The organism is Propionibacterium cyclohexanicum (assembly GCF_900111365.1).
GTDB lineage: Bacteria > Actinomycetota > Actinomycetes > Propionibacteriales > Propionibacteriaceae > Propionibacterium > Propionibacterium cyclohexanicum.
Window position 1 is genome coordinate 15,066 of record NZ_FOGZ01000024.1, and the last position, 24,028, is coordinate 39,093.

The 24,028-nt window shown below is 65.2% G+C and carries 23 protein-coding genes; 8 read left to right on the forward strand and 15 right to left on the reverse strand.

Annotated elements, in window-relative coordinates:
- Positions 1–204: 204 nt before the first annotated feature.
- From BMX93_RS10460 to BMX93_RS10470, 3 genes are read right to left on the reverse strand one after another with little or no spacing between them, the layout of a single operon-like run.
- Positions 205–1,122 carry a metal ABC transporter permease gene (locus BMX93_RS10460; protein WP_091970830.1) on the reverse strand — a complete coding sequence of 306 codons (918 nt, stop codon included), beginning with the start codon at positions 1,120–1,122 and terminating at the stop codon, positions 205–207.
- Between the two features lie 2 nt (positions 1,123–1,124).
- Positions 1,125–1,997 carry a metal ABC transporter ATP-binding protein gene (locus BMX93_RS10465; RefSeq protein WP_091970832.1) on the reverse strand — a complete coding sequence of 291 codons (873 nt, stop codon included), beginning with the start codon at positions 1,995–1,997 and terminating at the stop codon, positions 1,125–1,127.
- On the reverse strand, positions 1,997–2,938 hold the full coding sequence (locus BMX93_RS10470) for a metal ABC transporter solute-binding protein, Zn/Mn family (protein ID WP_218139308.1): 942 nt from the start codon (positions 2,936–2,938) through the stop codon (positions 1,997–1,999). Before BMX93_RS10470 ends, BMX93_RS10465 begins: the two co-directional genes overlap by 1 nt.
- Before the next feature lie 717 nt (positions 2,939–3,655).
- Here BMX93_RS10470 and BMX93_RS12960 point away from each other — a divergent pair.
- Entirely contained in the window at positions 3,656–3,805 is a 150-nt protein-coding gene (locus BMX93_RS12960; RefSeq protein ID WP_177170193.1) for a hypothetical protein, read from the forward strand.
- A gap of 403 nt (positions 3,806–4,208) precedes the next feature.
- Here BMX93_RS12960 and BMX93_RS10485 read toward each other — a convergent pair whose 3' ends face one another.
- The 3 genes from BMX93_RS10485 to BMX93_RS10495 all read right to left on the reverse strand — a co-directional run bounded on the left by BMX93_RS10485 (position 4,209) and on the right by BMX93_RS10495 (position 6,755).
- On the reverse strand, positions 4,209–4,427 hold the full coding sequence (locus BMX93_RS10485; RefSeq protein WP_091970846.1) for a hypothetical protein: 219 nt from the start codon (positions 4,425–4,427) through the stop codon (positions 4,209–4,211).
- A gap of 761 nt (positions 4,428–5,188) precedes the next feature.
- Positions 5,189–5,434 (reverse strand): hypothetical protein, encoded by a 246-nt coding sequence (locus BMX93_RS10490; RefSeq protein ID WP_143052893.1) that lies wholly within the window; start codon positions 5,432–5,434, stop codon positions 5,189–5,191.
- Positions 5,435–6,293: 859 nt separating this feature from the next.
- Positions 6,294–6,755 (reverse strand): DNA polymerase Y subunit UmuC family protein, encoded by a 462-nt coding sequence (locus BMX93_RS10495; protein WP_091970850.1) that lies wholly within the window; start codon positions 6,753–6,755, stop codon positions 6,294–6,296.
- Positions 6,756–6,787: 32 nt separating this feature from the next.
- On the opposite strand from BMX93_RS10495, the gene BMX93_RS10500 reads away from it, so the two are divergent.
- The gene (locus tag BMX93_RS10500) at positions 6,788–7,705 is read left to right on the forward strand and encodes a 2-hydroxyacid dehydrogenase (protein ID WP_091970852.1); all 918 of its coding nucleotides are present in this window, start codon (positions 6,788–6,790) and stop codon (positions 7,703–7,705) included.
- Between the two features lie 148 nt (positions 7,706–7,853).
- Here BMX93_RS10500 and pflA read toward each other — a convergent pair whose 3' ends face one another.
- Both pflA and pflB read right to left on the reverse strand, forming a co-directional pair.
- Positions 7,854–8,681 (reverse strand): pyruvate formate-lyase-activating protein, encoded by an 828-nt coding sequence (pflA, locus tag BMX93_RS10505; RefSeq protein WP_245725830.1) that lies wholly within the window; start codon positions 8,679–8,681, stop codon positions 7,854–7,856.
- 30 nt (positions 8,682–8,711) lie between these two features.
- Entirely contained in the window at positions 8,712–10,982 is a 2,271-nt protein-coding gene (gene pflB / locus BMX93_RS10510; RefSeq protein ID WP_091970854.1) for a formate C-acetyltransferase, read from the reverse strand.
- Positions 10,983–11,332: 350 nt separating this feature from the next.
- Between pflB and BMX93_RS10515 the strand changes: the two genes are divergently transcribed.
- From BMX93_RS10515 to BMX93_RS10530, 4 genes are all read left to right on the forward strand, one after another.
- Positions 11,333–12,793 carry an NAD-dependent succinate-semialdehyde dehydrogenase gene (locus tag BMX93_RS10515; RefSeq protein WP_091970856.1) on the forward strand — a complete coding sequence of 487 codons (1,461 nt, stop codon included), beginning with the start codon at positions 11,333–11,335 and terminating at the stop codon, positions 12,791–12,793.
- Between the two features lie 165 nt (positions 12,794–12,958).
- Positions 12,959–14,365, forward strand: a complete 1,407-nt coding sequence (gene gad, locus BMX93_RS10520) for a glutamate decarboxylase (RefSeq protein WP_091970873.1) — start codon at positions 12,959–12,961, stop codon at positions 14,363–14,365.
- A gap of 147 nt (positions 14,366–14,512) precedes the next feature.
- Positions 14,513–15,433: a carbohydrate kinase family protein gene (locus BMX93_RS10525; RefSeq protein ID WP_091970874.1), complete on the forward strand. Its 921-nt coding sequence runs from the start codon at positions 14,513–14,515 to the stop codon at positions 15,431–15,433.
- A gap of 45 nt (positions 15,434–15,478) precedes the next feature.
- Positions 15,479–15,874 (forward strand): DoxX family protein, encoded by a 396-nt coding sequence (locus BMX93_RS10530; protein ID WP_091970857.1) that lies wholly within the window; start codon positions 15,479–15,481, stop codon positions 15,872–15,874.
- Positions 15,875–16,063: 189 nt separating this feature from the next.
- Here BMX93_RS10530 and BMX93_RS10535 read toward each other — a convergent pair whose 3' ends face one another.
- The 5 genes from BMX93_RS10535 to BMX93_RS12965 form a co-directional block, all read right to left on the reverse strand.
- On the reverse strand, positions 16,064–16,588 hold the full coding sequence (locus BMX93_RS10535) for a DUF1097 domain-containing protein (RefSeq protein WP_091970858.1): 525 nt from the start codon (positions 16,586–16,588) through the stop codon (positions 16,064–16,066).
- Between the two features lie 31 nt (positions 16,589–16,619).
- Complete coding sequence (locus BMX93_RS10540; protein WP_091970859.1) at positions 16,620–17,876, reverse strand: amidohydrolase family protein; 1,257 nt, start codon at positions 17,874–17,876, stop codon at positions 16,620–16,622.
- Positions 17,877–18,084: 208 nt separating this feature from the next.
- Positions 18,085–19,308: a twin-arginine translocation signal domain-containing protein gene (locus tag BMX93_RS12795; protein ID WP_143052895.1), complete on the reverse strand. Its 1,224-nt coding sequence runs from the start codon at positions 19,306–19,308 to the stop codon at positions 18,085–18,087.
- 17 nt (positions 19,309–19,325) lie between these two features.
- Positions 19,326–19,976 (reverse strand): TetR/AcrR family transcriptional regulator, encoded by a 651-nt coding sequence (locus BMX93_RS10550; RefSeq protein WP_091970860.1) that lies wholly within the window; start codon positions 19,974–19,976, stop codon positions 19,326–19,328.
- A gap of 318 nt (positions 19,977–20,294) precedes the next feature.
- Positions 20,295–20,741: an SHOCT domain-containing protein gene (locus BMX93_RS12965; protein ID WP_245725831.1), complete on the reverse strand. Its 447-nt coding sequence runs from the start codon at positions 20,739–20,741 to the stop codon at positions 20,295–20,297.
- 422 nt (positions 20,742–21,163) lie between these two features.
- On the opposite strand from BMX93_RS12965, the gene BMX93_RS10560 reads away from it, so the two are divergent.
- Entirely contained in the window at positions 21,164–21,448 is a 285-nt protein-coding gene (locus tag BMX93_RS10560) for a helix-turn-helix domain-containing protein (protein ID WP_218139309.1), read from the forward strand.
- 282 nt (positions 21,449–21,730) lie between these two features.
- On the opposite strand, the gene BMX93_RS10565 is transcribed toward BMX93_RS10560, so the two are convergent.
- Complete coding sequence (locus tag BMX93_RS10565) at positions 21,731–22,105, reverse strand: sulfate permease (RefSeq protein WP_091970863.1); 375 nt, start codon at positions 22,103–22,105, stop codon at positions 21,731–21,733.
- Between the two features lie 211 nt (positions 22,106–22,316).
- On the opposite strand from BMX93_RS10565, the gene BMX93_RS10570 reads away from it, so the two are divergent.
- Positions 22,317–22,712 (forward strand): very short patch repair endonuclease, encoded by a 396-nt coding sequence (locus BMX93_RS10570; protein WP_091970864.1) that lies wholly within the window; start codon positions 22,317–22,319, stop codon positions 22,710–22,712.
- Between the two features lie 7 nt (positions 22,713–22,719).
- Here BMX93_RS10570 and BMX93_RS10575 read toward each other — a convergent pair whose 3' ends face one another.
- A complete protein-coding gene (locus tag BMX93_RS10575) occupies positions 22,720–24,003 on the reverse strand; it encodes a DNA cytosine methyltransferase (protein WP_218139310.1) in 1,284 nt (427 codons plus the stop codon).
- Positions 24,004–24,028 lie beyond the last annotated feature (25 nt).

Here is a 24,028-nt window from a genome sequence, read left to right on the forward strand (position 1 = left end):
CCACTCACTCGATGTGGAGATACCCAGCCCCGACGCGTTCAACCCGGCGGCGCGCGCGACTGCGCCCCTGATCCCCAGCGAGTCGGCGAGCGGCCGGGCCACCAGCGCCAGATCCCGCAGCAGCGCGCGGAGCGTGGAGGCGGGGCTATGAGTGGAGGCGGGGCTGTGCGTGAAGACAGGCTTGCGTGGCGACCGGCTCCCGGCTCAGGCGGCCCGCGCGGTGGCGAGAGGCACGGCGCGCGCGGACCAACCGTGATGCGAGCGCCAGCCACCCGCGAACCGGCAGATGAGATAGATGACGAAGGAGATCGTGGTGACATAGGGGCTGATCGGCACCCTGCTACCCAGGGACAGCAGCGTGCCGCCCAAGACCGAGGCCACTGCAAAGGCCATGCTGAGCAACGGCACGAGCCGGGGCGACGCGGTGACGCGCATCGCCGCAGCGGCCGGGGTGCAGATGACGCTCAGCACGAGCAGGGCACCGATGATCTGCACGGAGATCGCGACCGTCAGGCCGAGCAGCAGCATGAAGACCGCTGAGAGCAACTGCACCGGCACCCCACGGGCCTCAGCCACCTCGGGGTCGGTGCTGGCGAACAGCAGAGGACGCCAGATGAGGGCCAGTGCGACCACGACCACCAGCGCGGTGGCGACGAGCCAGCCGAGCTGAGGGTCGTCCACGGAAACGATCTGCCCGGTGAGCAGTCCGAACTTGTTGGCTGACCTGCCCTGGTACAGGGACAGGAAGAGCACGCCCAGGCCGAGGCCGAATGGCATGATCACGCCGATGGTGGAATTGCGATCCCTCGCGCGCGCCCCGAGAGCGCCGATGGCGATCGCGGCGAGGATCGATCCCAGCAGCGAGCCGGCCACGACGTTGATTCCGAAGAACAGCGCCGCGGAGGCACCGGCGAATGACAGCTCCGAGACGCCGTGCACGGCGAAGGGCAGGTCACGCATCATGACGAAGGTGCTCACCAGCCCGCCGACGATACCGAGGACCGCCCCGGCGATGAGCGAGTTGCGCACCAAGCCCAGCAGTTCGCCGTAGTCGGTGAAGTTGAATATCTGTCCCCACAGATCCGGGGCGTGCGTCTGCAATGCCACGAGAAGCACGCACATACTCAGTTCTCCTTGTCCGCGGGCTCGACATGGTGGCTCGGTGCGTCCTCGGTCTCGGGCACACCGGCCACGATGATGCGTTCCCCCGCTCGCACGACGGCGACAGAGGTGCCATAGAGCTCGCTGAGGTTCTCCGAGGTGAAGACCTCGTCGACGGTGCCCATCCGGAAGCGCCCACCGGCCAGGTAGAGCACCCTATCGACATAGGGCAATACTGGATTGATCTCGTGGGTGACGAAGACCACTGCAGTGTCGTGGTCTCGGCGGCGCTGGTCGATGAGCGAGGTGATGGTCTTCTGGCTGCCGATGTCCAAGGACAGCAGCGGCTCGTCACACAGCAGGAGCACCGGATCGGCGGCGAGCGCCTGAGCCACCCGGACGCGCTGCTGCTCACCGCCGGACAGCAACCCGACCGGCATGTTCGCGAACTCCTGGGCGCCCACCTGGCGCAGCGCGTCATCGACACGGGCACGCGCGCTCCCCGATCCCAGAGGCAGCCCGAAACGGTGGCCGTCGATGCCCTGGCGCACCACATCGCGGGCCCGCAGCGGCGTGCTGGCGTCCAGCCGGCGCTGCTGGGGGACATAGCCAATCTCTCCGCTGCCGCGCTTGACCGGATGCCCGCCGACCTCAAGGGAGCCCCCCGACAGAGGCTGCAGTCCGAGAATCGCCTTGAGGAGGCTGGTCTTGCCCGAGCCATTGGCGCCCAGGACCGCGATGAACTCACCGGCTGCCACATCGAGGGTCAGGTGCGACCACAAAGTGCGGGTGCCATAGCTCAATCGCGCATCGCGCAGCGCCAGCACGACGCGCTTGCCGGCAGGGGCCTCGGCAGGCCGAGTCTGTGGACTTACCAGGTCATGGACCACCGTCATCAGCCGAGAGCCTTTGACAGCGCGTCGAGGTTGGACTGCATCCATGAGATGTAATTCTCCCCGTCCGGCAAGGTCTCGGTGACCGGGACCACCGGGATATCGTTCCGCTTCGCCGCATCGAGAACGGCGGTTGTGGAGTCACCAGTGGTCTGTTCGTTGTAGGCGAGCAGTTTCACCTGCTTGGCGTCGAACAGATCCGTGGTCTGCTTGAGCACGCTCGCCGCGACATCCGTCCCGTCTTCGACGGCCTCGCTGAATTCCTCGGGTGTCTTGTTCACCAGCCCGCAGGCCTCCAGCATGTACACGGGCACGGGCTCGGTGATGGCCACCGGAGCGCCTGCATGGGCACTCTTGATGGTCTGCTCAGTGGTGGTCAATCCTGCGACCTTCTGTTCGAAGGACTTCTCGTTCGCCTCATAGGTCGCCTTGTTCGCGGGGTCTTTCTCGCCCAGCGCGTCGGAGATCTGCTGAGCGACCTTGTCGACGGTCCCGAAGTCGTACCAGACGTGCTCGTTCAGTTCTTCTCCAGCCTGCGCCTTCTTCCCGGAGATGTCGACTGCATTGAGCACAGTGGCCGAGGAGTTCTTGGCGGAGTCGAGCATCTTGGTGACGAAATCGTCGTATCCGCCGCCATTCTCGATGACGATCTGGGCCTTGGATAGGGCCAGCTGGTTCTGGGTGCTCACCTCATAGGAATGTGGATCGGCATTGGGATCGCTGATGATCGAGGTGATCTGAACGGTCCGGTTCGCCAGATCTCCCGCAATCTGGCTCGTCACATCGCCCCAGACATTCGTAGAGGCCACGACCGAGATCGTCGTACCGGCTGTGGCACTCGAGTGGGTCTGGGTGCTCGAACCCGCGGTCGTACCGCAGGCTGTCAATGTGGCGAGGCCCAGGGCGATGGTTCCTGCCAGCACCATCCGACGATGCATGCCCATGTGTTGCTCCTTCTGGTTCAGCGCTTGTGTTCCGCGTCTGGCGCGACGTGGGCACCCCGGGAGGGTAAGGGCACCAGCCTCGTCAATCGCAAATGATTCTTGTTAGCAGTTGAACCTTACGCTCTGGACCGGCGCAGGCAAAGTCCGGGCTATGAGGCGGTACAGGTGCTCAGGCCCCACACACCAGATGTCACCTACACATGCAGCAGTCCCGCGCTGTGTGCTGTTGTTCTGGTTCCACACGGCCAGGTGAGCATGGTTCCCGTCCCAGGACAGCGACCATGCCCCGGCGGCGATGGGGTCATCAGTCCCGGTGACCCACCACCCAACATCGGTCGCACGCGCCACCAGCGAGCCAGGCTCCTTCACATACACCGACACCCACGCTCCGTAGGCGAGATCGACCGGCTGCTTCCACGTGATGATCCGGCAGCCCGACGCGCTGGCCGGGGACAGCACTCGGAACGGCATCCAGCATCCGAGCCGGATAGCGACAAGACCACGAGACAGACCATCACGGCCACGGTCTCCGTTACCCCCACGGCCACGGAGCCGACTCGGCTGAGGACGGCCCCGACCTTGCCGAGCATCGGCCGTGACGGTGCGAGCCGTCCGGATGATCCCCAGACGAGGTCCTTCAGCCACAACAGGAGACACGCAGCCCACAGCACCAGGCGTCCGGCCGCCAGCCCCACCGTGATCCGGGCGTATCCGGTGATGAACGAGCCGATCACGATGACCGGCGACTGCGTGAGCGGACTCGATTTCGTGCCCGGCAGTCACAGCATCACGGCGAAGATGCCGACACCGGCCCAGCACAGCGCCCGCCGGACTCCTCGCAGCGGCCTGGCCTGCCGGCTGCCGTGACCGACCCCGGCAGACCGCACCTGCACACCCGCTGGGTCCATGGCCCTCATAGAACCACACCCCTCATGCCCAAGCTGTCGAGGAAACCAACCAGTGACGATCGGTTGCGGTACAAGTGCCGCACGTATCGGGAGCGCATCGTAGGAGTTCTCTGAGCAGAATTGTGGGCGGACCCCTGCCAGGTCCGCCCACAAACGTTCCGCTTATCGGTGGTCTTGCATACGACGGCGACCGAAGGTCGCTGCCCAGCCCAAGATGATCGCCATGATAACCCACCCGATTGCCAAGGGCAGCGGAGGGCGATGGGCTGAGGCCCACCAGATTACCGTAAACAACGCGATCAGAGAACAGGTGAATAGAATCCACTGTCCGGCCAGTTTACCGGTTTTGTTAGCGGCAGGCATTATCGAAGTCGGGGAGTTGCCCGACTGCCCAGAATACTCCACCACAGATCCACCCGGCAACCCCGCCCGCTGCTGGCAGCGGCGAAGAACTCCAGATAGGTTTGCGTGTCGGTGTTCGGGGCGCCGGCGAACAGGGCCATGAGAGCGTGACTGGTGCGTAACTCGGTCACCTTGCGTTCAAGGCCTTGAGGATCGGCCTGCTGGGCTTGGTTGATCACGGTCAGTGGATCGTTCGCTTGATCGCTGGCTGCGACAGCGGCCGCCGTATTGGTCGCTGCGGATGCGCTGGCCGGTGTGAGGCCAGCACCAATAACATGAGGGACGCTACGAAGACACTCAATGTTTTTGTCATAACTATGTCTCGAATCTGTCCATGAAACATGATCACCTATGAAACGGGCTGAACGTGTAGGAAGCTCCGCTCAGCCATCACGAGATCGATCTCGGCACTGTGTAGCTTCGTGGCTAGTCTCCGCTGCAGCTGTTTTCCTGTCAATAGCGTGTGGACAATTCTAGAGGATGCTGTGAGCGTGTGCGTCGTGCCGCCCTGCCTTGCCACGCGAGCGCGAGTGCCGTCCTGGTCTGCGATCTGACCCGGCCGCGGCCCCATGCCGACCGTTCAGCGGGTGTGGCCGTCGTATCGTTTCTGCCAGAGTGTCGCGAGAACGGACCGGTATCCGAGCTGCGCGTAGAACTCGCCGACGGCCCGGTTGTCGCCGCGGATGAGCAGTTCGGTCGTGGAGGCTCCTTGCCCGACGAGTCATTCCTCGGCGACGCGGGCGAGACGGTCGGAGGACATCCGGGCCGGCGGATCGTGATCTCCACCACGGTCAGACGCCATCCGAGCGGTTCGTGCGCGAGTCGGCGAACCACGCTGTCTCGAACCGTGTCTTGGCAGCCGCACTCCTGACACCACGGATCCGGCACCGACGCGACGACCCCGATCACACCCCCGCTACACCCTCGTTTTTGATGAGCCTCATTTGGGTGGCGGGTCATCTGCTTCCAGTGCGTTGAGGCGCATCTCGAAGGAGCTCAGGATGGTGACGAGGTCTGTCCATAGTGTCTCTATCGTGATTCCTGGATGCTCGTTTTTGCCCCGAGCCTCCTCCCTGATCCGAAGAGCACGGACAAATGCGCGCACCGAGGGTGTCTGATCGCCCATGAACTCCTCGACGGACTTAAGACGCTGCACCAAGTCATTGGTAGAAGATGAATCAGTCATGTGGTTAGCTTTCTGGTTGAGTGCTCTCTCACCAAATAATAACCAGCCAGGTCCCATTGCCATCGGGATTGGGAATGCAGTAGGCGAAGGGCCACCAGACGAGCAAGGTCTCCCTGACTGCTAGGCACTCGACTTCGGAGCCAACGACGCGGAGGACCTTACCCCAGTCAATGTTCTCGGTAACGGCACCAGCGTTGCGTGCCGCTTCGATGGACGGTTCGAACTTTGTGGCGGCCGTGGTGATGGCATTTTGCTCAGTTGCTGGAGCAGTGTACGACTCGCCCGCTGCCTTGAGTACACCGGCATACTCGATTGCGATTTCTGACGGTACGCCGGAGGCTACCAGGTTGGAGTAATTGAAGCGCCCATCGGTGCCGTTAGTCTATTTCTGGATGATATCGAGACCCCTCAGGGCGTCATCCTTTGTCAGTTGGGTGTGATTTGTCGCTAAGGATGGATCGTTGAGAGTTGTTGCACTTGCGGTGAGGGGGTGCAACTAATAACGATGCCGTGCTATCCTTGCAACGGAAATTGTCGCCCAGAGCTTATGCTGCGCTATGATGTCCCCTTTGAAATCTCATTGCGGGCTGACGGTCGCCCCCGCGTCTTTGGTTGTCAGTTTTATGCTGACTATGAAGAATGTCCGACGCAGGCCTCGTACGTGAAATATCGGTTAACGTTTGGGGGCTGGGATGTGGCGCGGCGGATCCGCCAGTTCGGAGGGGATTTGAGGTCGGCGAGGCCGAGGGCTAGAGCGTCCCGGTCGACGGTGGCGTTGACGTGGTCGATAAGAGCGCCGAGACGGCTGCCTCGTTGGTCGAGCTGCACGTGCCAGCTGCTGGCTGCGAAGACCCACACGCTACCTGCCACGGACCTCTGCTGTCTTGGCCGGCGGGTGACGTTCTGGGCGCAGATCGAAGAACACTTGGTGCATGGCGTCGGTGCTCGTGACCGGGGTCGAGAAGGAGCGGGAGAACATGACCTGGCCGCGCCGCTCGACGGTGACGCTGAACCGCTTGCGCATCGCTACCGGGTGGGTATCGCGCAGCTCGCGGGCCGTGGTGATCTGCAACGCGGCCAGACGCTCGGTCAGACGCCCCCACGCCCAACACGCCGCCGACGGCAGTCGCGTGCAGGATGGCATCGAGGCCTGCCGGCGCGAAGGCATCCGTCCTTGGCGGCCCCCGCACAGCGCAGTAGTGTGCTTGGCGCCGTGACTGGCGAGCTCGGCGAGAGTGCACGTCGGTGCGGTCCCCTCGGAGACGGGAATCCCGAGGTCGTGGCGGACGCGTGTCCGGATCGCCTGGGCGGTGGTGCACACACACTCCTGCGCACAGCTGGCACACTCGGATCGTGCTCACTGTAACCGTCCCCGATCCCGACCTGTTCCACCGCCTCGCCGATATGCGCGACAGAGTGAACCTGATTCAGTGGGACCTCCTCAACCCGCTTCCCGACGAACTGGCCCACCAGGTGAACGCAGTACAGATCGGGCACTACTGGACCACCCCTGACCGCTGGCAGGCACTGAAGCAGCTACCAGGACTCAAGTACGTGCTGCTGCCCTCCGCAGGGTTCGAGCACGCACTGCCGCTCACGCCGCCCGGGGTGACCATCTGCAACGGCCGCGGCGTCCACTCCGGGGAAACCGCCGAGTTGGCCATGGCGCTCATCCTGGTCGCCCAGCGCGAGCTCGCCGATGCCTTCGACGCACAACGGAAAGAAAACTGGCTGTTCACCCAGACGCGCTCCCTCGCCGACCAGCGCGTGCTGGTGATCGGCGCCGGATCGGTGGCCCGAGCGCTGGTCGAGAGGCTGCGCCCGTTCGAGGTGGAGATCACCGAAGTGGCCCGCACCGCACGACCGGGTGTCCACGCGATCGGCGAGTTGCCCGAGCTGCTGCCGGACGCGGACATAGTCGTGCTGACGGTGCCCTACTCCCCGAGCACCCACCACCTGCTCGATGCCGTCGCACTCGCCGCGCTGCCCGACAATGCGCTGGTGGTGAACGTGGCGCGCGGCCGGGTCGTGGACACCGAGGCTCTCCTCACCGAACTGACGAACGGACGGCTGCGGGCGGCCCTCGACGTGACCGATCCTGAGCCCTTGCCTGCCGGGCATCAGCTGTGGCACGCCCCGAACACGATCATCACCGCACACCAGGGCGGCAACACGCCCGCCACCTTCCCCCGAGTCGCTGCGCTGCTGCGACGCCAGATCGACCACCTGCTTGCCGGCGAGGAGCCCGAGAACGTCGTGGCACACACCTGAGGCACTCGGCAACAGACCCAGGGGCAGCACTGATGGATCGGACTTCGTGGTCGGACCCGCACGAAGTCCGATCCGTCACGGGAGCGCCTAAGCCCATCTCACATCCGCCGTGTCCCCACGGCGAGGACGGACACCGTCCCGAACGCCGTCAGTAGACGGTCAGCCCCCGCGCCGCAAAGATCGCCCGGGTCGCGGCCAGCAGCTCGACCGACGGCGGCGCAGTGTTTTCCAACGCGTAGTCAATGCCCAGTTCGTGCCACTTGCCCCGCCCCATCTGGTGAAATGGCAGCACCTCGACCCGGCTCACCGAGGCCAGGCCGGACGCGTACTCCGCAACGGCCTGCGCCGTCTCGGGAGCATCGGTGAGGTCGGGCACCAGCACGAAGCGGATCCAGATCTCGATCCCGTGTGCGCTGAGCCGGCGCCCGAAGTCGAGGGTGGGAGCCAACTCGCCGCCGGTCACCCGCCGGTAGGTGAGGGCGTCGCCGGCCTTGACATCGAGCAGCACCAGATCGGTTTCGGCCAACAGCGCGTCATCGGCCCGGGCACCAAGAACTCCGCTGGTGTCCAACGCGGTGTGGACACCGAGTTCCCTGGCACCGGCGAAGACCCGGGAGACGAACTGCGGCTGCATGAGGGCCTCACCGCCCGACAGGGTGATGCCCCCACCGGTGGAGCGGAAGACACTGCGATAACGGCGCACCCGGGCCAGCAGCTCGCTGGCCCGCACCGGGGTGCCACGGCGCATCGACCAGGTGTCGGGATTGTGGCAGTACAGGCAGCGCAGCGGGCAGCCGGCCAGGAAGGTGGTCATGCGCGTCCCCGGGCCGTCCACTGCGGTGACGAGCTCCCAGGAGTGCACCATCCCTACCTCGCCGCTTTGCAGTGCTGCGGCCAGCTCGGCGCGCGAGAGCTCCTCGGCGGTTGGGATACCCCCGGCCAGCCGCCGCGAGGCGGTGGGGGCGCCGGTCCTCACGAGGCCCCCACCGCACGTCGTGCGTCCATCTCAGACCGCTTCGTGGAAGGTCCTCGACAGCACATCGAGCTGTTGTTCGCGGGTGAGCTTGACGAAGTTGACGGCATATCCCGAGACCCGGATGGTCAGCTGCGGGTAGTTCTCCGGATGCTCCATGGCATCGAGCAGCGTCTCGCGGTTCAGCACATTGATGTTCGCGTGGTACAGGCCCTCGCCCATCCCGGCGTCGAGGATGCCGACCAGATTGGTGACCCGCTCGTCCTCGGTGCGTCCGAGCGCGGGCGGGGTGATCGTATTGGTCAGCGAGATGCCGTCGAGTGCGTCGTCGTACTCGAGCTTTCCGACGCTCATCATGGACGCGATCATGCCGTGGGTGTCCGCCCCGTTCTCCGGGTTCGCGCCGGGCGCGAAGGGCGTGCCCGCCCGGTGTCCGGACGGGAAGGAGCCGGTCTTCTTGCCGTAGACCACATTGGAGGTGATGGTGAGCACCGACTGGGTGGGCACCGCATCGCGATACATGGGCAGCGCCCGGATCTTGGCCATCACCGTCTTCACGACGAGCTGGGCCAGCTCGTCGGCGCGGTCGTCGTCATTGCCGTACAAGGGGAACTCACCCTCGGTGAGGTAGTCGACGACCAGGCCCGACTCGTCGCGTACCGGCGTGACCGAGGCGTACTTGATGGCCGACAGCGAGTCGGCAACGATCGACAGGCCGGCAATGCCGCAGCCCATCGTCCGCAGCACCTCGTTGTCGTGCAGCGCCATCTCGAGAGCCTCGTAGGCATAGCGATCGTGGCAGTAATGGATGATGTTGAGAGCTTCGACGTAGGTCTCGACGGCATGGCCGAGCATCGCGTCATAGGCCGTCCACACGGTGTCGAAGTCGAGCGGGCCATCGCCGGTGATCGGCTCGAAGCCCTCCACGACCTGCTTGCCGGTCATCTCGTCGCGCCCCCCATTGATGGCGTAGAGCAGCGCCTTGGCACAGTTGAGGCGGGCACCGAAGAACTGCATCTGCTTGCCCACCGCCATCGGCGAGACGCAGCAGGCGATCGCCGAGTCGTCTCCCCAGTGCCCGCGGATCTCGGCGTCCGACTCGTACTGGATGGCCGAGGTCTCGATTGAGATGAGCGCGCAGAACCGCTTGTATCCCGCCGGAAGCTTGTCGTCCCAAAAGATCGTGATGTTGGGCTCGGGTGCCGGGCCGAGATTGCGCAGGGTCTGCAGCAGGCGGAAGGAGGTCTTCGTGACGAGCGTGCGCCCGTCCTGGGCGAAACCGCCGTCCGACCAGGTGGCCCAGTAGGGGTCTCCGGAGAAGATCTGATCGTATTCGATGGTGCGCAGGAAGCGCACGATCCGCAGCTTGGTGACCATCGCATCGATGACCTCCTGGGCCTGCGACTCGGTGATGATCCCGGCAGCCAGGTCGCGCTCGGCGTAGATGTCGAAGAAGCCCGACAGCCGCCCGATGCTCATGGCCGCGCCGTCCTGGCTCTTCACCGAGCCGAGATAGGCGAAATAGGTCCATTGCACGGCCTCGACGAAGGTGCGCGCCGGGCGCGAGAGATCGAATCCATAGCTCTCGCCGAGCCGCTTCAGCTTCTTCAGCGCCTTGATCTGCTCGGCACCCTCCTCGCGGAAGTGTGCCCAGTGCTCGCTGAACGGCTCGTTGACCACTGCGTCGCGCTCGACGGCCTTGTCCTCAATGAGACGGTTGATGCCGTACAGCGCCACGCGGCGATAGTCACCGATGATCCGGCCCCTGCCGTAGGCGTCGGGCAGACCGGTCAGCAGATGGGAGCTGCGGGCAGCACGGATACGCGGGGTGTAAATGTCGAAGACTGCCTCGTTGTGAGTCTTGCGGTACTTGGTGTAGATCTCCTTGACCCTGGGGTCGGGTTCCAGCCCGGCCTCGTGGATCGCGGTCTCCACCATCCGCCAGCCCCCGGCGGGCATCATGGGGCGCTTCAGCGGGGTGTCGGTCTGCAGGCCGACGATCACATTGTCGTCCTCGCAGATGTATCCGGGGCCAAAGGCATCGATATCAGCTGGAATGTGGGTCTCGACATCGTAGACGCGCTTCGTGCGCTCGATCGAGAGGAACTGGTCCTGCAGCGTGCGCCACACCGTCGTCGTGCGCTCGGTCGGGCCGGCAAGGAAGGACGCATCGCCCTCATAGGGGGTGTAGTTGGTCACGATGAAATCGCGGGTGTCGATCGTATCGACCCAGCGGCCCCGGACGAATCCCTCCCAGGCATCCTCGCGGGTCGCGGCGGGGCTTTCCTTCACCTCAGCGGTCATGGCACTCCTTCATCAAGGCTGGTCCGTGCCTCATTGCGGCGCCGCATGATGCGGGGATCAGGCCGCCACGGTACGCAGTCAGTGGCTGTGTTCGTTGACGGGCCGGCCCCGTCGCCACAGGCGAGCTTATGCGATCCCCATTGGATGAGGAAATTCCTCGAAAAATCGGTCTCGCCGTGCCGGACCGTCCCTCGGTGAGATCTCGGCGAAGCGCAGGCCCGCTTCACCGGGACAGGCCGCGGCTTCGCCACCGTCACCAGGACACGCCGTGGCTTCGCCAAGGGGCAGGTGGGAAGCTGGGCCCAGGGCCTTCACCGGAACGACCCGCGAGATTCAGGACGAGAAGAACCATGACACTGACACTTCCGCACACCGGACTGCTCATCGACGGGGTCTGGCAGGCGGCCGAATCGGGCCGTACCCTCGCCGTGGAGAACCCGGCCACCAACGAGATCATCGCCGACATCGCCGACGGCGGAGCCATCGAGGCCCGCCGCGCCGTCGAAGCGGCAGGCCGCGCCCAGGCATCCTGGGCCAGCACCGCTCCCCGCCGGCGAGCTGAGATCCTGCGACGGGCCTATGAGCTCGTGGTGGAACGCACCGAGTGGTTCGCGGAGTTGATGACCACCGAGATGGGCAAGCCGCTCGACCAGTCGCGAGGCGAGGTCGCCTACGGCGCGGAATTCCTGCGCTGGTTCTCCGAGGAGGCCGTGAGGATCGGCGGCGAATCCGCACTCACCGGCGACGGATCGACTCGCATCGTGGTGTCCAAGGTGCCGGTAGGTCCGGTCGTCATCATCACGCCGTGGAACTTCCCTCTGGCCATGGGCACCCGCAAGATCGGGCCGGCCCTGGCAGCCGGCTGCACCATTGTCTTCAAGCCTGCCGAGAAGACCCCGCTCACCTCGCTGGCACTGGCCGACGTGCTCATCGAGGCCGGCCTTCCTGCAGGGGTGCTCAATCTCGTCACCACGTCCTCACCGACAGAGGTCGTCACACCGTGGATGTCCAGCGGTATCGCGCGCAAGGTGAGCTTCACCGGATCCACTGCGGTGGGCAAGACGGTGCTGGCCCAGACGGTTCCCCATGTGATGCGCGCCTCGCTGGAACTGGGCGGCAATGCCGCCTTCATCGTGTGCGCCGATGCCGATCTCGACCAGGCGGTCCAGGGCGCCATGGACGCCAAGATGCGCAATATGGGCGAGGCATGCACGGCCGCCAACCGGCTGCTCGTGGACCGTCGGGTCGCCGATGACTTCTCGGCCGCGCTCGCCGAGCGGATGGCAGCGCTGCGGGTGGGCAACGGAATGGACGCCGGTGTCGAGGTCGGTCCGCTCATCGACGAGGCAGGACGCTCGAAGGTGGATCGGCTCGTGCAGGGCGCGATCGCCCAAGGGGCGCGCACCGTGGTGGGTTCGGGCAGCATCGGCGGGCCGGGATACTTCTATTCCCCCACAGTGCTCGCCGATGTCCCGGCGTCCTGCGAGATCGCCACCGAGGAGATCTTCGGCCCGGTCGCCCCGGTGATCCCCTTCGACTCCGAGGAAGAGGCGATCAGGCTGGCCAACGCCACGACGGCCGGCCTGGTGGGCTATGTCTTCTCGCGCGACATCGACCGGGTGCTGAACCTCGGCGAGGCCCTGGAGGTCGGCATGGTCGGCATCAACGCCGGCCTGGTGTCCAACCCGCGCGCGCCCTTCGGCGGAGTGAAGCAGTCGGGCCTGGGACGGGAGGGCTCCACGGTGGGGATCGACGAGTACCTGGAGTACAAGTACTTGGCCATCCCGCGACGCGAATCCCCCAACGTGTGAGCCGAGCCGGGTCGGCGTCGTGGAGCAACGAGCCGGTGACCCTCCAGCTCTCCGGCTGCCCGGCCGTGGCTGCCTCGATCTCACAGCTGCCGATCCGCGCGGTCGACACCGCACGCTCCCGCGCGTCGCTAGCGTGGGCGGTGCCACTCAGGAGAGGAAGTGTCGATGGTCACGACCAACCAGCATGTGCAGCGCAGCGACGACGAGCGCGAGTCCGTAGAACTCGATCCGGTCTTCGTCCGGCCCGGTGAGGCGACATCGCTGCCGAAGTTCAGGCTGCCCGCCCGAGAGAGCCTTCCCGAGACCGCCTATCAGATCGTCCACGACGAGGGGATGCTCGACGGCAACGCCCGGCTCAACCTGGCGACCTTCGTCGGGACCTGGATGGACGACCGGGCGCAGCAGCTCTATCTCGAGGCTGCCGACAAGAACATGATCGACAAGGACGAGTATCCCCAGACTGCCGCGATCGAGACCCGCTGCTGGACGATGCTGGCCGACCTGTGGCACGCCCCCGATCCCGATCACACGATCGGCACCTCGACGATCGGCTCGTCGGAGGCATGCATGCTCGGCGGGCTGGCGCTCAAACGTCGTTGGCAACATGCCCGCCACAGCAGAGGCAAGCCCACCGACAAGCCCAATCTCGTGATGTCCAGTGCCGTCCAGGTGTGCTGGGAGAAGTTCTGCAATTACTTCGATGTGGAGCCCCGCTATGTGCCGATCAGCCTCGAGCACCCGGTGCTGGACGGGCAGGGCCTGGCCGAGTACGTGGACGAGAACACCATCGGCGTCGTGGCCATCATGGGCGTCACCTATACCGGCATGTACGAGCCGGTGGAACAGATCGCGGCAGCCCTCGATGAGATCGAGGAGAGAACCGGGCTGGACGTCAAGATCCATGTCGATGGCGCGTCGGGAGCCATGATCGCGCCCTTCGTGCAGCCTGATCTGGCATGGGACTTCCGGGTGCCCCGGGTGGTGTCCATCAACACCTCGGGACACAAGTACGGGCTGGTCTATCCCGGGCTCGGATGGGTGGTGTGGCGCGATGCGCAGTGCCTGCCCGAGGATCTGGTCTTCAAGGTCAGCTATCTGGGCGGTGAGATGCCCACCTTTGCGCTGAACTTCTCGCGGCCCGGCGCACAGGTACTCCAGCAGTACTACATGTTCTTGCGCCTGGGAGCGGAGGGATATCGCCGGGTGCAGGAAACATCCCGCGCCGTGGCCACCGAGATGGCATCCGAGATCGCCAAGATCCCTGCCTTCGAATTGTGGAACAACGGCTCGGACATTCCGGTGTTCGCCTGGCGGCTGCGTGAGGGATATACCGACAAGTGGAACCTGTACCACCTCTCGGACCGGCTGAGGACCAAGGGCTGGCTCGTACCGGCCTATCCGATGCCGGCCGACCTCACGGATATCACTGTGCAGCGGATCGTGGTCCGCAATGGTTTCAGCCGCGACCTGGCCGATGCCTTCCTCGCCGATCTGCGCACCGAGGTCGACTACCTCGACGCGCTGCGCGGGCCCATGCCCGCCGAAGGCCAGCACCCGGGCTTCCACCACTGAGCGAAGGGTCCAGAAGTCATCGTTCGCGATCCAGTCGCGGCTGTCCGACAACACCGCCACCATGGACTGTCGAGGCACCTCCCTGTGCGATGATGTGGGATCTGGATGCCGCAGTTGACGTTGCTCAGATCCAACATCGGAGATGACATGACCGCGATAACAGTTGTCGGGGAAGCCCTGGTCGACATCGTTCCCGGCCGAGATTCGGTGCAGGAGATCCCTGGTGGCAGTCCGGCGAATGTGGCGCTCGGCCTGGGCCGGTTGGGTGTGCCGGTGGACTTCCTGACCTGGCTCGGCGATGACGAACGCGGCAGACGCGTTGAGGAGCACCTGGTGCATTCCGGGGTGCATCTGATGGCGGGTTCGCACAGCGCGCCCCAGACATCTACTGCGCAAGTCGAGCTCGACGCTGCCGGCCAGGCGCATTACCACTTCGAGCTGAGCTGGGATCTGGCTTCCGATGTCCCGGCCGACACCGGCTGGATCCACACGGGGTCGATCGGAGCATTCCTGCAGCCTGGCGCAACGAAGGTTCTCGATGCCGTCGAGAGGACAAAACGCGCCGGAGGCATTGTCTCCTTCGACCCGAATATCCGCCCCGTCCTGCTGCCCGCTCATCGGCTAGCCCTCGGCTGGTTCGAGCGGCTGGCGGCCTCGACGACCATTCTCAAGTTGTCCGACGAAGACGCCGGGTGGCTCTATCCCGGGCTCAGCTCCGGCGAGGTTCTCGATCACCTGCTCGCACGCGGTGTGGCATTGGCGATTCTCACCGAAGGAGCCAAGGGTTCTGTGCTGAGCACCAGCCAGGACCGGGTCACGGTCGCCAGCGACTGTGTGCCGGTCGTCGATACGGTCGGTGCGGGCGATACCTATATGGCGGCCCTGCTGTGGCAGCTGCTCAGCACAGCCGATCTGCCCTCTTCCTGGTCACCTCAGCAGCTCGCCGAGATCGGACGAACGTGCGCCCGTGCAGCGGCGATCACCGTCGGCCGTCAAGGGGCAGACCTTCCGACCCTCGCGGAGCTCGCGGACGCCATCGACCAGCCCTGTTACTCTCCCCACAGCTGACCACACCGGCTGCGGTCGGGGCCGTCTTGGCCCCATACTCTCCCCATGACATGTCGGCTTCCCGGCAGCACTTCGGACGGATCACGCCAGGCCTTCGCGATGGGCACCGGCCTGCTCGCGATGGGAGTGCTGCACTTCGTGCGGCCAGCCGGTTTCGACTCGATCATTCCCGACGAGATCCCCCTGCCGAAGCGCATCCTGACCCTGGCATCCGGGGTGGCCGAACTGGCGGTGGGCACGGGGCTCATGGTGCCGAAGACCCGGCGTGCCGCGTCGCTCGCGGCGATCGCTCTGTTCATCGCCGTCTTCCCGGCCAATATCAACACCGTGCGGGTGGTCAAGGACAAGCAGCTCGCCATCAAGATGATTGCAGTGGCCCGGCTGCCCTTCCAGATTCCGCTTATCACGACGGCCTGGAGGACCTTCAAGCGCTCCGCTTGACGGTCCGGGGAACAACTCGAAATACCTGCGGCGCGCCGTGACAGCATGACAGCGCTATACCAACTCCCATCCCGGCACATGTGCCCAGACGCGATGCTGGCTCGCCACATCAGGCATGACATCACCCACGCACAACAACTCGCCCACGAATTCCGCCATCAGCGTGAACCCCAATGGTGGACACCTTGATCAGGGCTGTTCGAGCCGATCTGCGTTCCGCGGAGTGCTCAGCCACTCGGCAACCCAAGCGTACACCGGACCGAGAGCATTCATGGCGATCACCGCGATCCAGGCCACCAGGGGATTCGCCGTGTTCCAGCCGAATCCGCCGTAGAACGTGGCGAACATCGAGGCGAAGCCAAAGAACATACCTGGCACGAGATTGACGGCGCGGATTCGCGCCGTGTACATGAGGGCAGTGTTGACAACCAGGATGACAAGTGCCTGAACGGTGGCCGGTCCCCAGTACCCGGAGCCCAGTATTCCCCCGAGGCGCTGGACAAGAACGATGATGATCAGGGCATAGGTCGAGCCGATCGGCATAGTGGCCCACATCTTCTTCATGACAGGCCCGGTGGGACCACCGGCAAGATAGGTACCCGCCCAGGCCACAAAAATGGCCCAAGGCGGCAGATGCAGAGCGGTCGATCCGATGTAAGCAGTGGTTGCCGCGAGAATCGAGGCGATGACTTCCTTGGGTACACGCGAAAGCATGGCGTGTCCTTTCGATCAGGTCTTGCAGGAATCAGCGGGTCAATGTCGTGGTGATGCTCGTAGTGGATACCACGCGACCTGCCTTGATCACCCAGGAACGCACCGCCCGATCCAGTAGGGCGGTTCCCTGATCGGGGGCATCGAGGACCACGAGATCAGCCCGATCGCCGACAGATACTCCGTATCCCTCGGCGATGCCGACGATGGAAGCATTTCGGTAGGTGATCGTGTCGATGAGTTGTTCAAAATCAGCCGGTGCGCCCATATGGCCTGTCTGGGCGGAGAAAAGTGCGACATCCATGAGATCGGCATTCCCGAAGGGCGTGAAGGCATTGCGCACATTGTTCGAGGACAGGCCAACGCTCACCCCGGTGGCCCACATCAAACTGATCGGCGCAATTCCGCGGCGAATATTATGGTCATCACCGCGAGCGTTGAGGTGCATGTCGGTGAAAGGCAGCGGGACGATATTGATGCCTGCCTGCTTGATCCGGTCCCAGACCTCAATTCGGTGTTTCCCCGACAATGACGCGAGTGAGGTCACGTGGCCGAGCGTCACGCGGCCCTCCCAGCCACGAGCGATGGTGACATCAGCGATGTGCTCCACCAGCGCGTAGCGCGGATCCGACGTGTCCACCTGGAAATCACAGTGCATGTCCACCGGCGCGTCATATTTCGCGGCCAAGTCGAAGACCATGTCGATGTGTCGCAGGCAACCCTCGAGTGTTGGCTCGTTGTACGTGCACCCGCCCACCACCTCGGCTCCCGCCGCCATCGCCTGGTCCATCAATTCATAGGTTCCGGGTGCCTTGAGAATGCCCTCCTGGGGGAAGGCGACAATCTGCAGATCGACGCGTCCCCGGTATTCCTCGCGCAACGCAAGTAATGCCTCGACGCCGATCAGCTTCTCGATCGGGTCGACATCGGGATGGCACCTGATGAAGGTCGTGCCGTGGGCAATGGCCATGTCGAGCACCAGGCGGGCGCGCTCGGTCACGTCCTCCAGCGTGAACTGGCCCTTGAGAGCGCCGGTCACCGCGATGGCGCCCTCGAGGGTCCCCTCGAGGTTAGGCATTCTGGCATCGAGCAGGGCCTTGTCCAGATGCATGTGTGGTTCGACGAAGCCCGGGACCAACGCCCGGTGACCACACTCGATGAGCGTCGCTCCGGGCTGCGCGTGGAGTGCGCCGAGGGTCGCCGCGATGGACGCGATCGTGCCCTCACGGATCAGAACGTTGCGACTGGTCGACTTCCCGATGTTCACATCTGCAAGGACGAGTTCCGCCATGCTGCACTCCCATTTCCGCAGTCCGCCGGACGGTGCTTCGCCACGCACAGGGATGCGTGACGTCGAGGAGAATGACTATCACGGGCCACTCAATTGTCCGGTCATGTGTCCACATGTCGTCGAGGCCGACGCTTGCCGTGGGGACTGTGCATTGCTGTGGGACTGTGCGTTGCCGCGCTCGGCAACCGAAAGGATCACGGTGCGCTGGTCAGGGTTCCCGGGCTATCTCGGTCAGGGGACGACGCGGGCTGGGTTTCGCGACGCGGTCCGGATAGCCGACCCGGAATGCGAGCAGCGCCTGCCCTGCGGGCACACCCGTTGCCGATTCCCAGCGCCGCGAGAACCGGTCCGGCTGACCCCTCGCAGCGTCGCGCGCAATCCGCTCGCTCACCTGGTTCATGTGCTGCATCCCCAGGTGCTGCACCGTGGCGGCCAGGTGCACGTGCTGCACCAGGCGCCCGCCGGCGAGGCGGGCATGACGGTCGCGTATGTCGGCGACCCGGATGATGCCGTAGGCCCGGGCGGTTGCCGTGTGGGTGACACGGGTGGTTCTCACCCAGAAGGCATCGCCGCTCTCACGGGATTGGGCCGGAAGGATCTTGGCCATGAACAGCGTGAACGCATCAAGTCCCTGGCAGTCCAGGGTGAGACCGTCTCGGTGGCGCTCGATGTCCTGGCGATCGTTGCGGAACCAGGAGAACGCCTCGACCGACACCTCGAGATCGTCGACACTCGCCTGTGTCGCCTCGACATACAGCGCGCCGATCTCCGCCATGGCCGCTTGATCGGTCACCCAGACGACCTCGGCCCCGTCAGGGCCCTGCGCCGCGAGCGTCTCGAGCGTCATCGGGTCGACGGCCCTGGCGCTGTATGGTCCGCGATTGCTGTGGCGCGCTGTGATTGCGCGCGCCCGTTCTGACTCGGCAGAGCTGGCGGGCTCTCCAGCGTCGACGTCGAGGTGCGCGACGTGGGCGGGGTCGTCGTCTGGCCATTCCACGAGATGGGGGTCGAATGCGGCCGACCGAGCGGCCACAACGATGTTCTCGATGGCGCAGCCATATCCGGCAATCCGCTCGCGTCCATCTTGGTCGCCCAGCGGCATCGCCCGGGACGGGTCGGCGTAGAGGTCGATGCTGGTGGCTCCCACCTGGAAGGACCAGGGCTGGATGTTGTGGGGGTTTGCGGCCAGCGCGCCTGCCGCCACCAGCTTGAGCAGACCGGGGGCGGTGGGCCCATCACGCCACAGGAGGTACGGCTCTGTCTGCCCTTGGTCCCATGCTCCGTTCGACGCGCCCCGAATCGCGATTCCCGATGCCGCTGCGGCGAGGACGGCACCCCCACCCACCGCGGAGGCCTTGAGCACGCCCCGCCTCGTGAGCCTCCGGTGCGCAGCCTCCCGCGGCGCTGCGCTGCTGTCGGGCGGGTTCGCCATGCCCTGATCCGGGCCTGTCACTGTTCGCTCCCGGTGCGCCGGGCCGCCAGCTCGAGGGCATCTCGCCCCTCATCGGTGAGCAGCGCCTCGGCGACCGTTCGGGCGTAATGATTCGCCTGCGCGCGATCCTCGCCGAGTGCGGCCGCGAAGGGTTGCGCGGTCTCAGTCACGAGCCAGACGAGATCCACGAGTTCACGCGTCGTCGTGGGCGGCGTGGGTGCCTGCACCAGGCCGGCAGCCACGAGGCCGTCCATCGTGGCGGCGAGCCGATCGCGACGGACTGCGTGATTGCTGCGGTAGGTGGTCGCGAGCAGCGGATCGGCGTGCAGCAAGGGAAACAGGTCGCGCAAGAAGAATGCGTAGTCCGGGTCGGGTTGGGGCAATTCGACCAGCCGTCTCCACAACCATCGCAGCTGGTCGACGGGGTCTGAGGGAAGTTCCTCGGGGATACTCATCCGGGCCGTCCAGTCGTCGAACAGCGCGCGGACGATCTCGGCTTTCGACCCGAACCAGTAGTACAGGTTCCCGGGGCTGATGCCCGCCTGCTGGGCGATGAGATTCGTCGTGACCGGGCCGATGCCCTGCTCGGTGAACAGTCGTCGAGCGGTTTCCAGAATGGCAGCACGACGCGGTGCCGCGCGGCGCGGGACTCGGGCTGGCATCGTCATGCCATGACAGTAGCGCAAATAGAGTATTTACTCTAGGAAGCTGATACTTCCTCGCTACCTCCCAGAGCCGAGTGATCGCGGGTTCGAGGTCATCGACTTCGAGCGGCATCTCGTTGCCTCGCTGGCCCAGAAGGGATGGATGCCCAGACGGCCACCGGCTCAGCATCCTCGTCGCCGTGTGCACATCAGTGACAAGCTCGTCTTGCCTCTGGAGCCTGGTCAACGATGCCGACCTGGTACTCCCGACTTTCAGTGCAGGATGCTGCTCTTGCGCGACGCCACCTCGCAGTGCCTACTCTCCCATGGGTGCAAGCAAGCTCAGAGCCGCGCGAGAATCTCCGCTTTCTTCGCCGCGAACTCCGCCTCGGTGAGCACGCCGGCGTCTCGCAGCGATGCGAGCTGCTGCAGCTGCGCAGCGGTGTCCCCGCCTGCAGCCGGCGCGGCCGCGGCCGATGCGAGGCTCGGGTGGGTGCCGAGAATCAGCGAGGTCAACGTTGACTTCACGATCTCGGCCTCCTTGTGCGAAACCCGGAAGTCGATCGTGTTCCCCGCTGTTATCACCGACACCTTCCAGTTAAGCATCCCCTCGCGCGCCGTCGTCACTGACGTGATCGCCTTCACCGGGATCATCTCCGTCCCGGCCTTCCCGTGCTTCACGCCGGTCGCGAGCATCGACAGGCCGCCCGTCATGATCCCGGCGGTGACCTTCGCGCCGGACACGCCACGATCGACGCGCCATTCGAGGCGGCCGGGGTAGATCGTCACCTTCGCGTTCTTCCCCAGGATGTGCGAGGTGAACTGATAGAGGGGGGCTTCTGCGCTCATGGCGCCGACACTAGCGGACGCTCACTCTCGCCGTCCCCACCCGGGCCCCTGGATCCGACTGGTCCACCGTGCAGTCTGTGCGCGGCGATGTACGCGGATCACCCCGCTCAGAGCTGTATCGGAGGGTGGTCGCCCAGCCGATGAGCTGTCCGCAATGCTTCCACCCATAAGCGGTGCCCCTTCGTAGAGAGTTTGAGAACCCCTCCCCGGCACTGAGAACCGTGGCTTCCCGCCTGTCTCGGGGCATCTACAAGCGTAGCGAGCGGCCGTCTGAGCCGTCGATCATGGATGATCGGGGGCGTCTCGTGCGCTCGGTTGGGATGGCTCAAACCTTTTTGAGCCCGGCCCAGGTGGATGAGCTGGTGGCGCTGTACGAGCAAGGCCTGAGCCTGCCGCAGCTCGGCGAGAGGTTCGGGGTCTATCACCGCACGGTGGCCGCGCATCTTGTTCGCCGCTCGGTGCCGATGCGTCGGCGAGGGCTCACCGAGGAGCAGGTGCCGGAGGCCGTGCGGCTCTACGAGAAGGGGTTGACGCTGATGGAGGTTGGCCTGCACTTCGGAGTCAGCCAGGGGGCAGCAAGAAGGGCGGTGGCCGCGGAGGGTGCCGAGATTCGCCCGCGCGGCCGCCGCCCTCGGATCAGTGTGTGATGTCGTCCTCTGCGTGCTCGGCCTCGTACTCGGCGAACGCGCGCATGATGCCGACCGCCGGTGTCGTGGGGAGGATCACGCGGCCTTGCTCGACGACGTACAAGGGCGCGCCGCGTCGTCCAGCGTCGCCATGATCTGTGCGAACGCGTCGAGGGTGCGGCCGAGTCGGTCGAGGTCAGCGACGACGACCGCGGATGCCTCGCGGTCGTTCGCAGGCTTCTCGCTGTCGCTCGTGCGCTGCGGGGTTTGGTACGGCGGTGCGGATGTAGATCGCGGCGCGCATCAGGCCATGCTCGCTTCCGCATAGGCGACAGGCTCCATCGCGTCGTCCTGACGCCGGGCTCGGCGGCGGGCGACGGCCTCTCGGATGCGAACGCGGACCAGCAGCGCGAGGCTGACCGGCCCCATGACGATGAACTTGAGCGCGTTCCAGACGAACAGGAGCACGAGCAGGTTGAGCCAGCCGGGACCGGCGTCAGGAACGAGGTTGGCGCAGATACTCGCGAGGAGCAGGTAGGGCACGGCCAGGAGCATCGCGGGGATGCCCCACTTCAGGCCGCGACGAGTGCGGATCAGGTCGAGCAGGATGTTGGTGGGCATGTAGCGCCGCAGGAAGTAGCGGATGCGGACGCTCGCCGCCCAGAGCAGGCGAAGCATGGTTCGGACCTCTCATCAACACGTAGTTCTCCGTCGAGGAGGCAGTACGTGGATGATCGCCCCGAAGGGCCTTGTCCCGAGGGACCCGCAGAGAAGGAAACCGGCCTCGCCTACCACTGTACGACTGACCTGCGACAAGGGGAAGGCACCGGCATAGCCTGGAAGGGTGGGAGCAGACTCGTGGGCAAGCAGTCCGCACTCCGCGAAGGTCATGCGCGGGAATCGGTCGCGCGACACGAAGCCCGAGCTTGCGGTGCGACGCCTTCTGCACGCGCGCGGACTGCGCTATCGAGTGAACGCGCGCCCTCTGCCCTCATCGCGACGGACGGCGGACATCGTGTTCCCTGGCAAGCAGATCGCCGTGTTCATCGACGGTTGCTTCTGGCACGGATGTCCCGAGCACTATGTTCCGTCGAAGTCGAACCTCGCGTACTGGACACCGAAGATCGCTGCGAATGCCGTGCGGGACCAAGAGACGACTCAGGCGTTATCAGAGGCAGGGTGGACGGTGCTCCGATATTGGAGTCACGTTCCTCCGGATGTAGTTGCATCGTCGGTCGAGTTCCATGTGCGCGGCCCTGACGGTGCCCGACCGTCAGGGCGTTGAACAGGAGTCAACCGACCTCGGCCTGGTAGGCGTCGGCTGCCTGATCGTCTTGGGTGATCGGCTTTCTGATCCTCGTCGCGGGCAGCTCTTCAACCAGCGCGTCCATCACAGGCTGCGCCTTTGTCCGCGACAGAGACAGGAGAGATACGTCGCCGAGTGAGACGGCAGCTCGAAGCGCCACGGGCGAGTAGCCCAACGACCCGAGCAAGGCGAGCGCGGCCGCCCGGGCGAGTGGCGGCGGGACGCTGTTTCCCACCTGACGATGGCCGTGCCAGTTGGTGGTGTGGAACCGGAACCAATCGGGATAGCCGTGGAGCCTCGCGGCTTCACGTACGGTGATGACGCGATCCTCGCGCGGGTGGATGGGCCTAGGAGATGTGTGCGAGCCACGCTCTGAGCCGGTGCCAGCCCTCAGCGTTCGGGATGGGCCATCGAGCGGCAGCCGATACAGGCGGCTCTTTGGCTCCACGGCACCGAGCTCTGTCTTCGCGAACCGCGAGACAGTTGCTTCCGTGTGGGTGGTCCTCCGCGAGCCCGTCAGCGTCGATGGTTCCCATGCTCGGGGCCTCGACTTGTCGCCCGGCAACGCTTCGAGACCGGCGAGAATGCGCGCATACGGGCTCTTGATCGACGCACGTCGCTCCACGTCTTCGGGAGTCAAGTCCACCTCGTCGGAATCGAGCAATGTCGCGTAGCTCGCTGGGGACGGCAGACCGTCGAGAGCTTCTTCGACCGACACCTCGCCCTCGACCGGAGTCGGCCGCGAAGGAGCAGCATCGCCTAGCGCCCCCAGGACAATGACGCGACGCCGAGACTGAGGAACACCGAAGTTGAGGCTATTGACGGGCTTGTCTGTTCCCGACAGGGCGTACCCCGCTGCGCGGAGCCGGCCGAATGCTTCCTCGCGCACCTTGTCGAACTTCGATTCCAACAGCCCCGCCACGTTCTCCAAGCAGAACGTCGGAGGCTTCAGCTCTTCGATCAGCCGAACGAAGTGCAGCAGCAGATCGTTACGTTCGTCGTCGTGCTCTCGCTTGCCGCCAGTCGAGAATCCCTGACAGGGTGGCCCGCCGACCACCGCGTCGAGCCGTCCCGGCCAAGGAACGCCAGGGTGCAGGCACTTGAACCCGCGCTCGGCAGCCGCGAGCACGTCGGCTGCCGACAAGTTGGAGGCATCGCGGCACAAGACCTCGCACTCAGGGAAGTTGAAGGCGTGGGTAGCTGCGTGCACCGGGTCGTACTCGACCGCCGCAACCACGTCGTAGCCCGCCTGCTCAAAGCCCAGGCTCATCCCTCCGGCGCCGGAGAACAGGTCG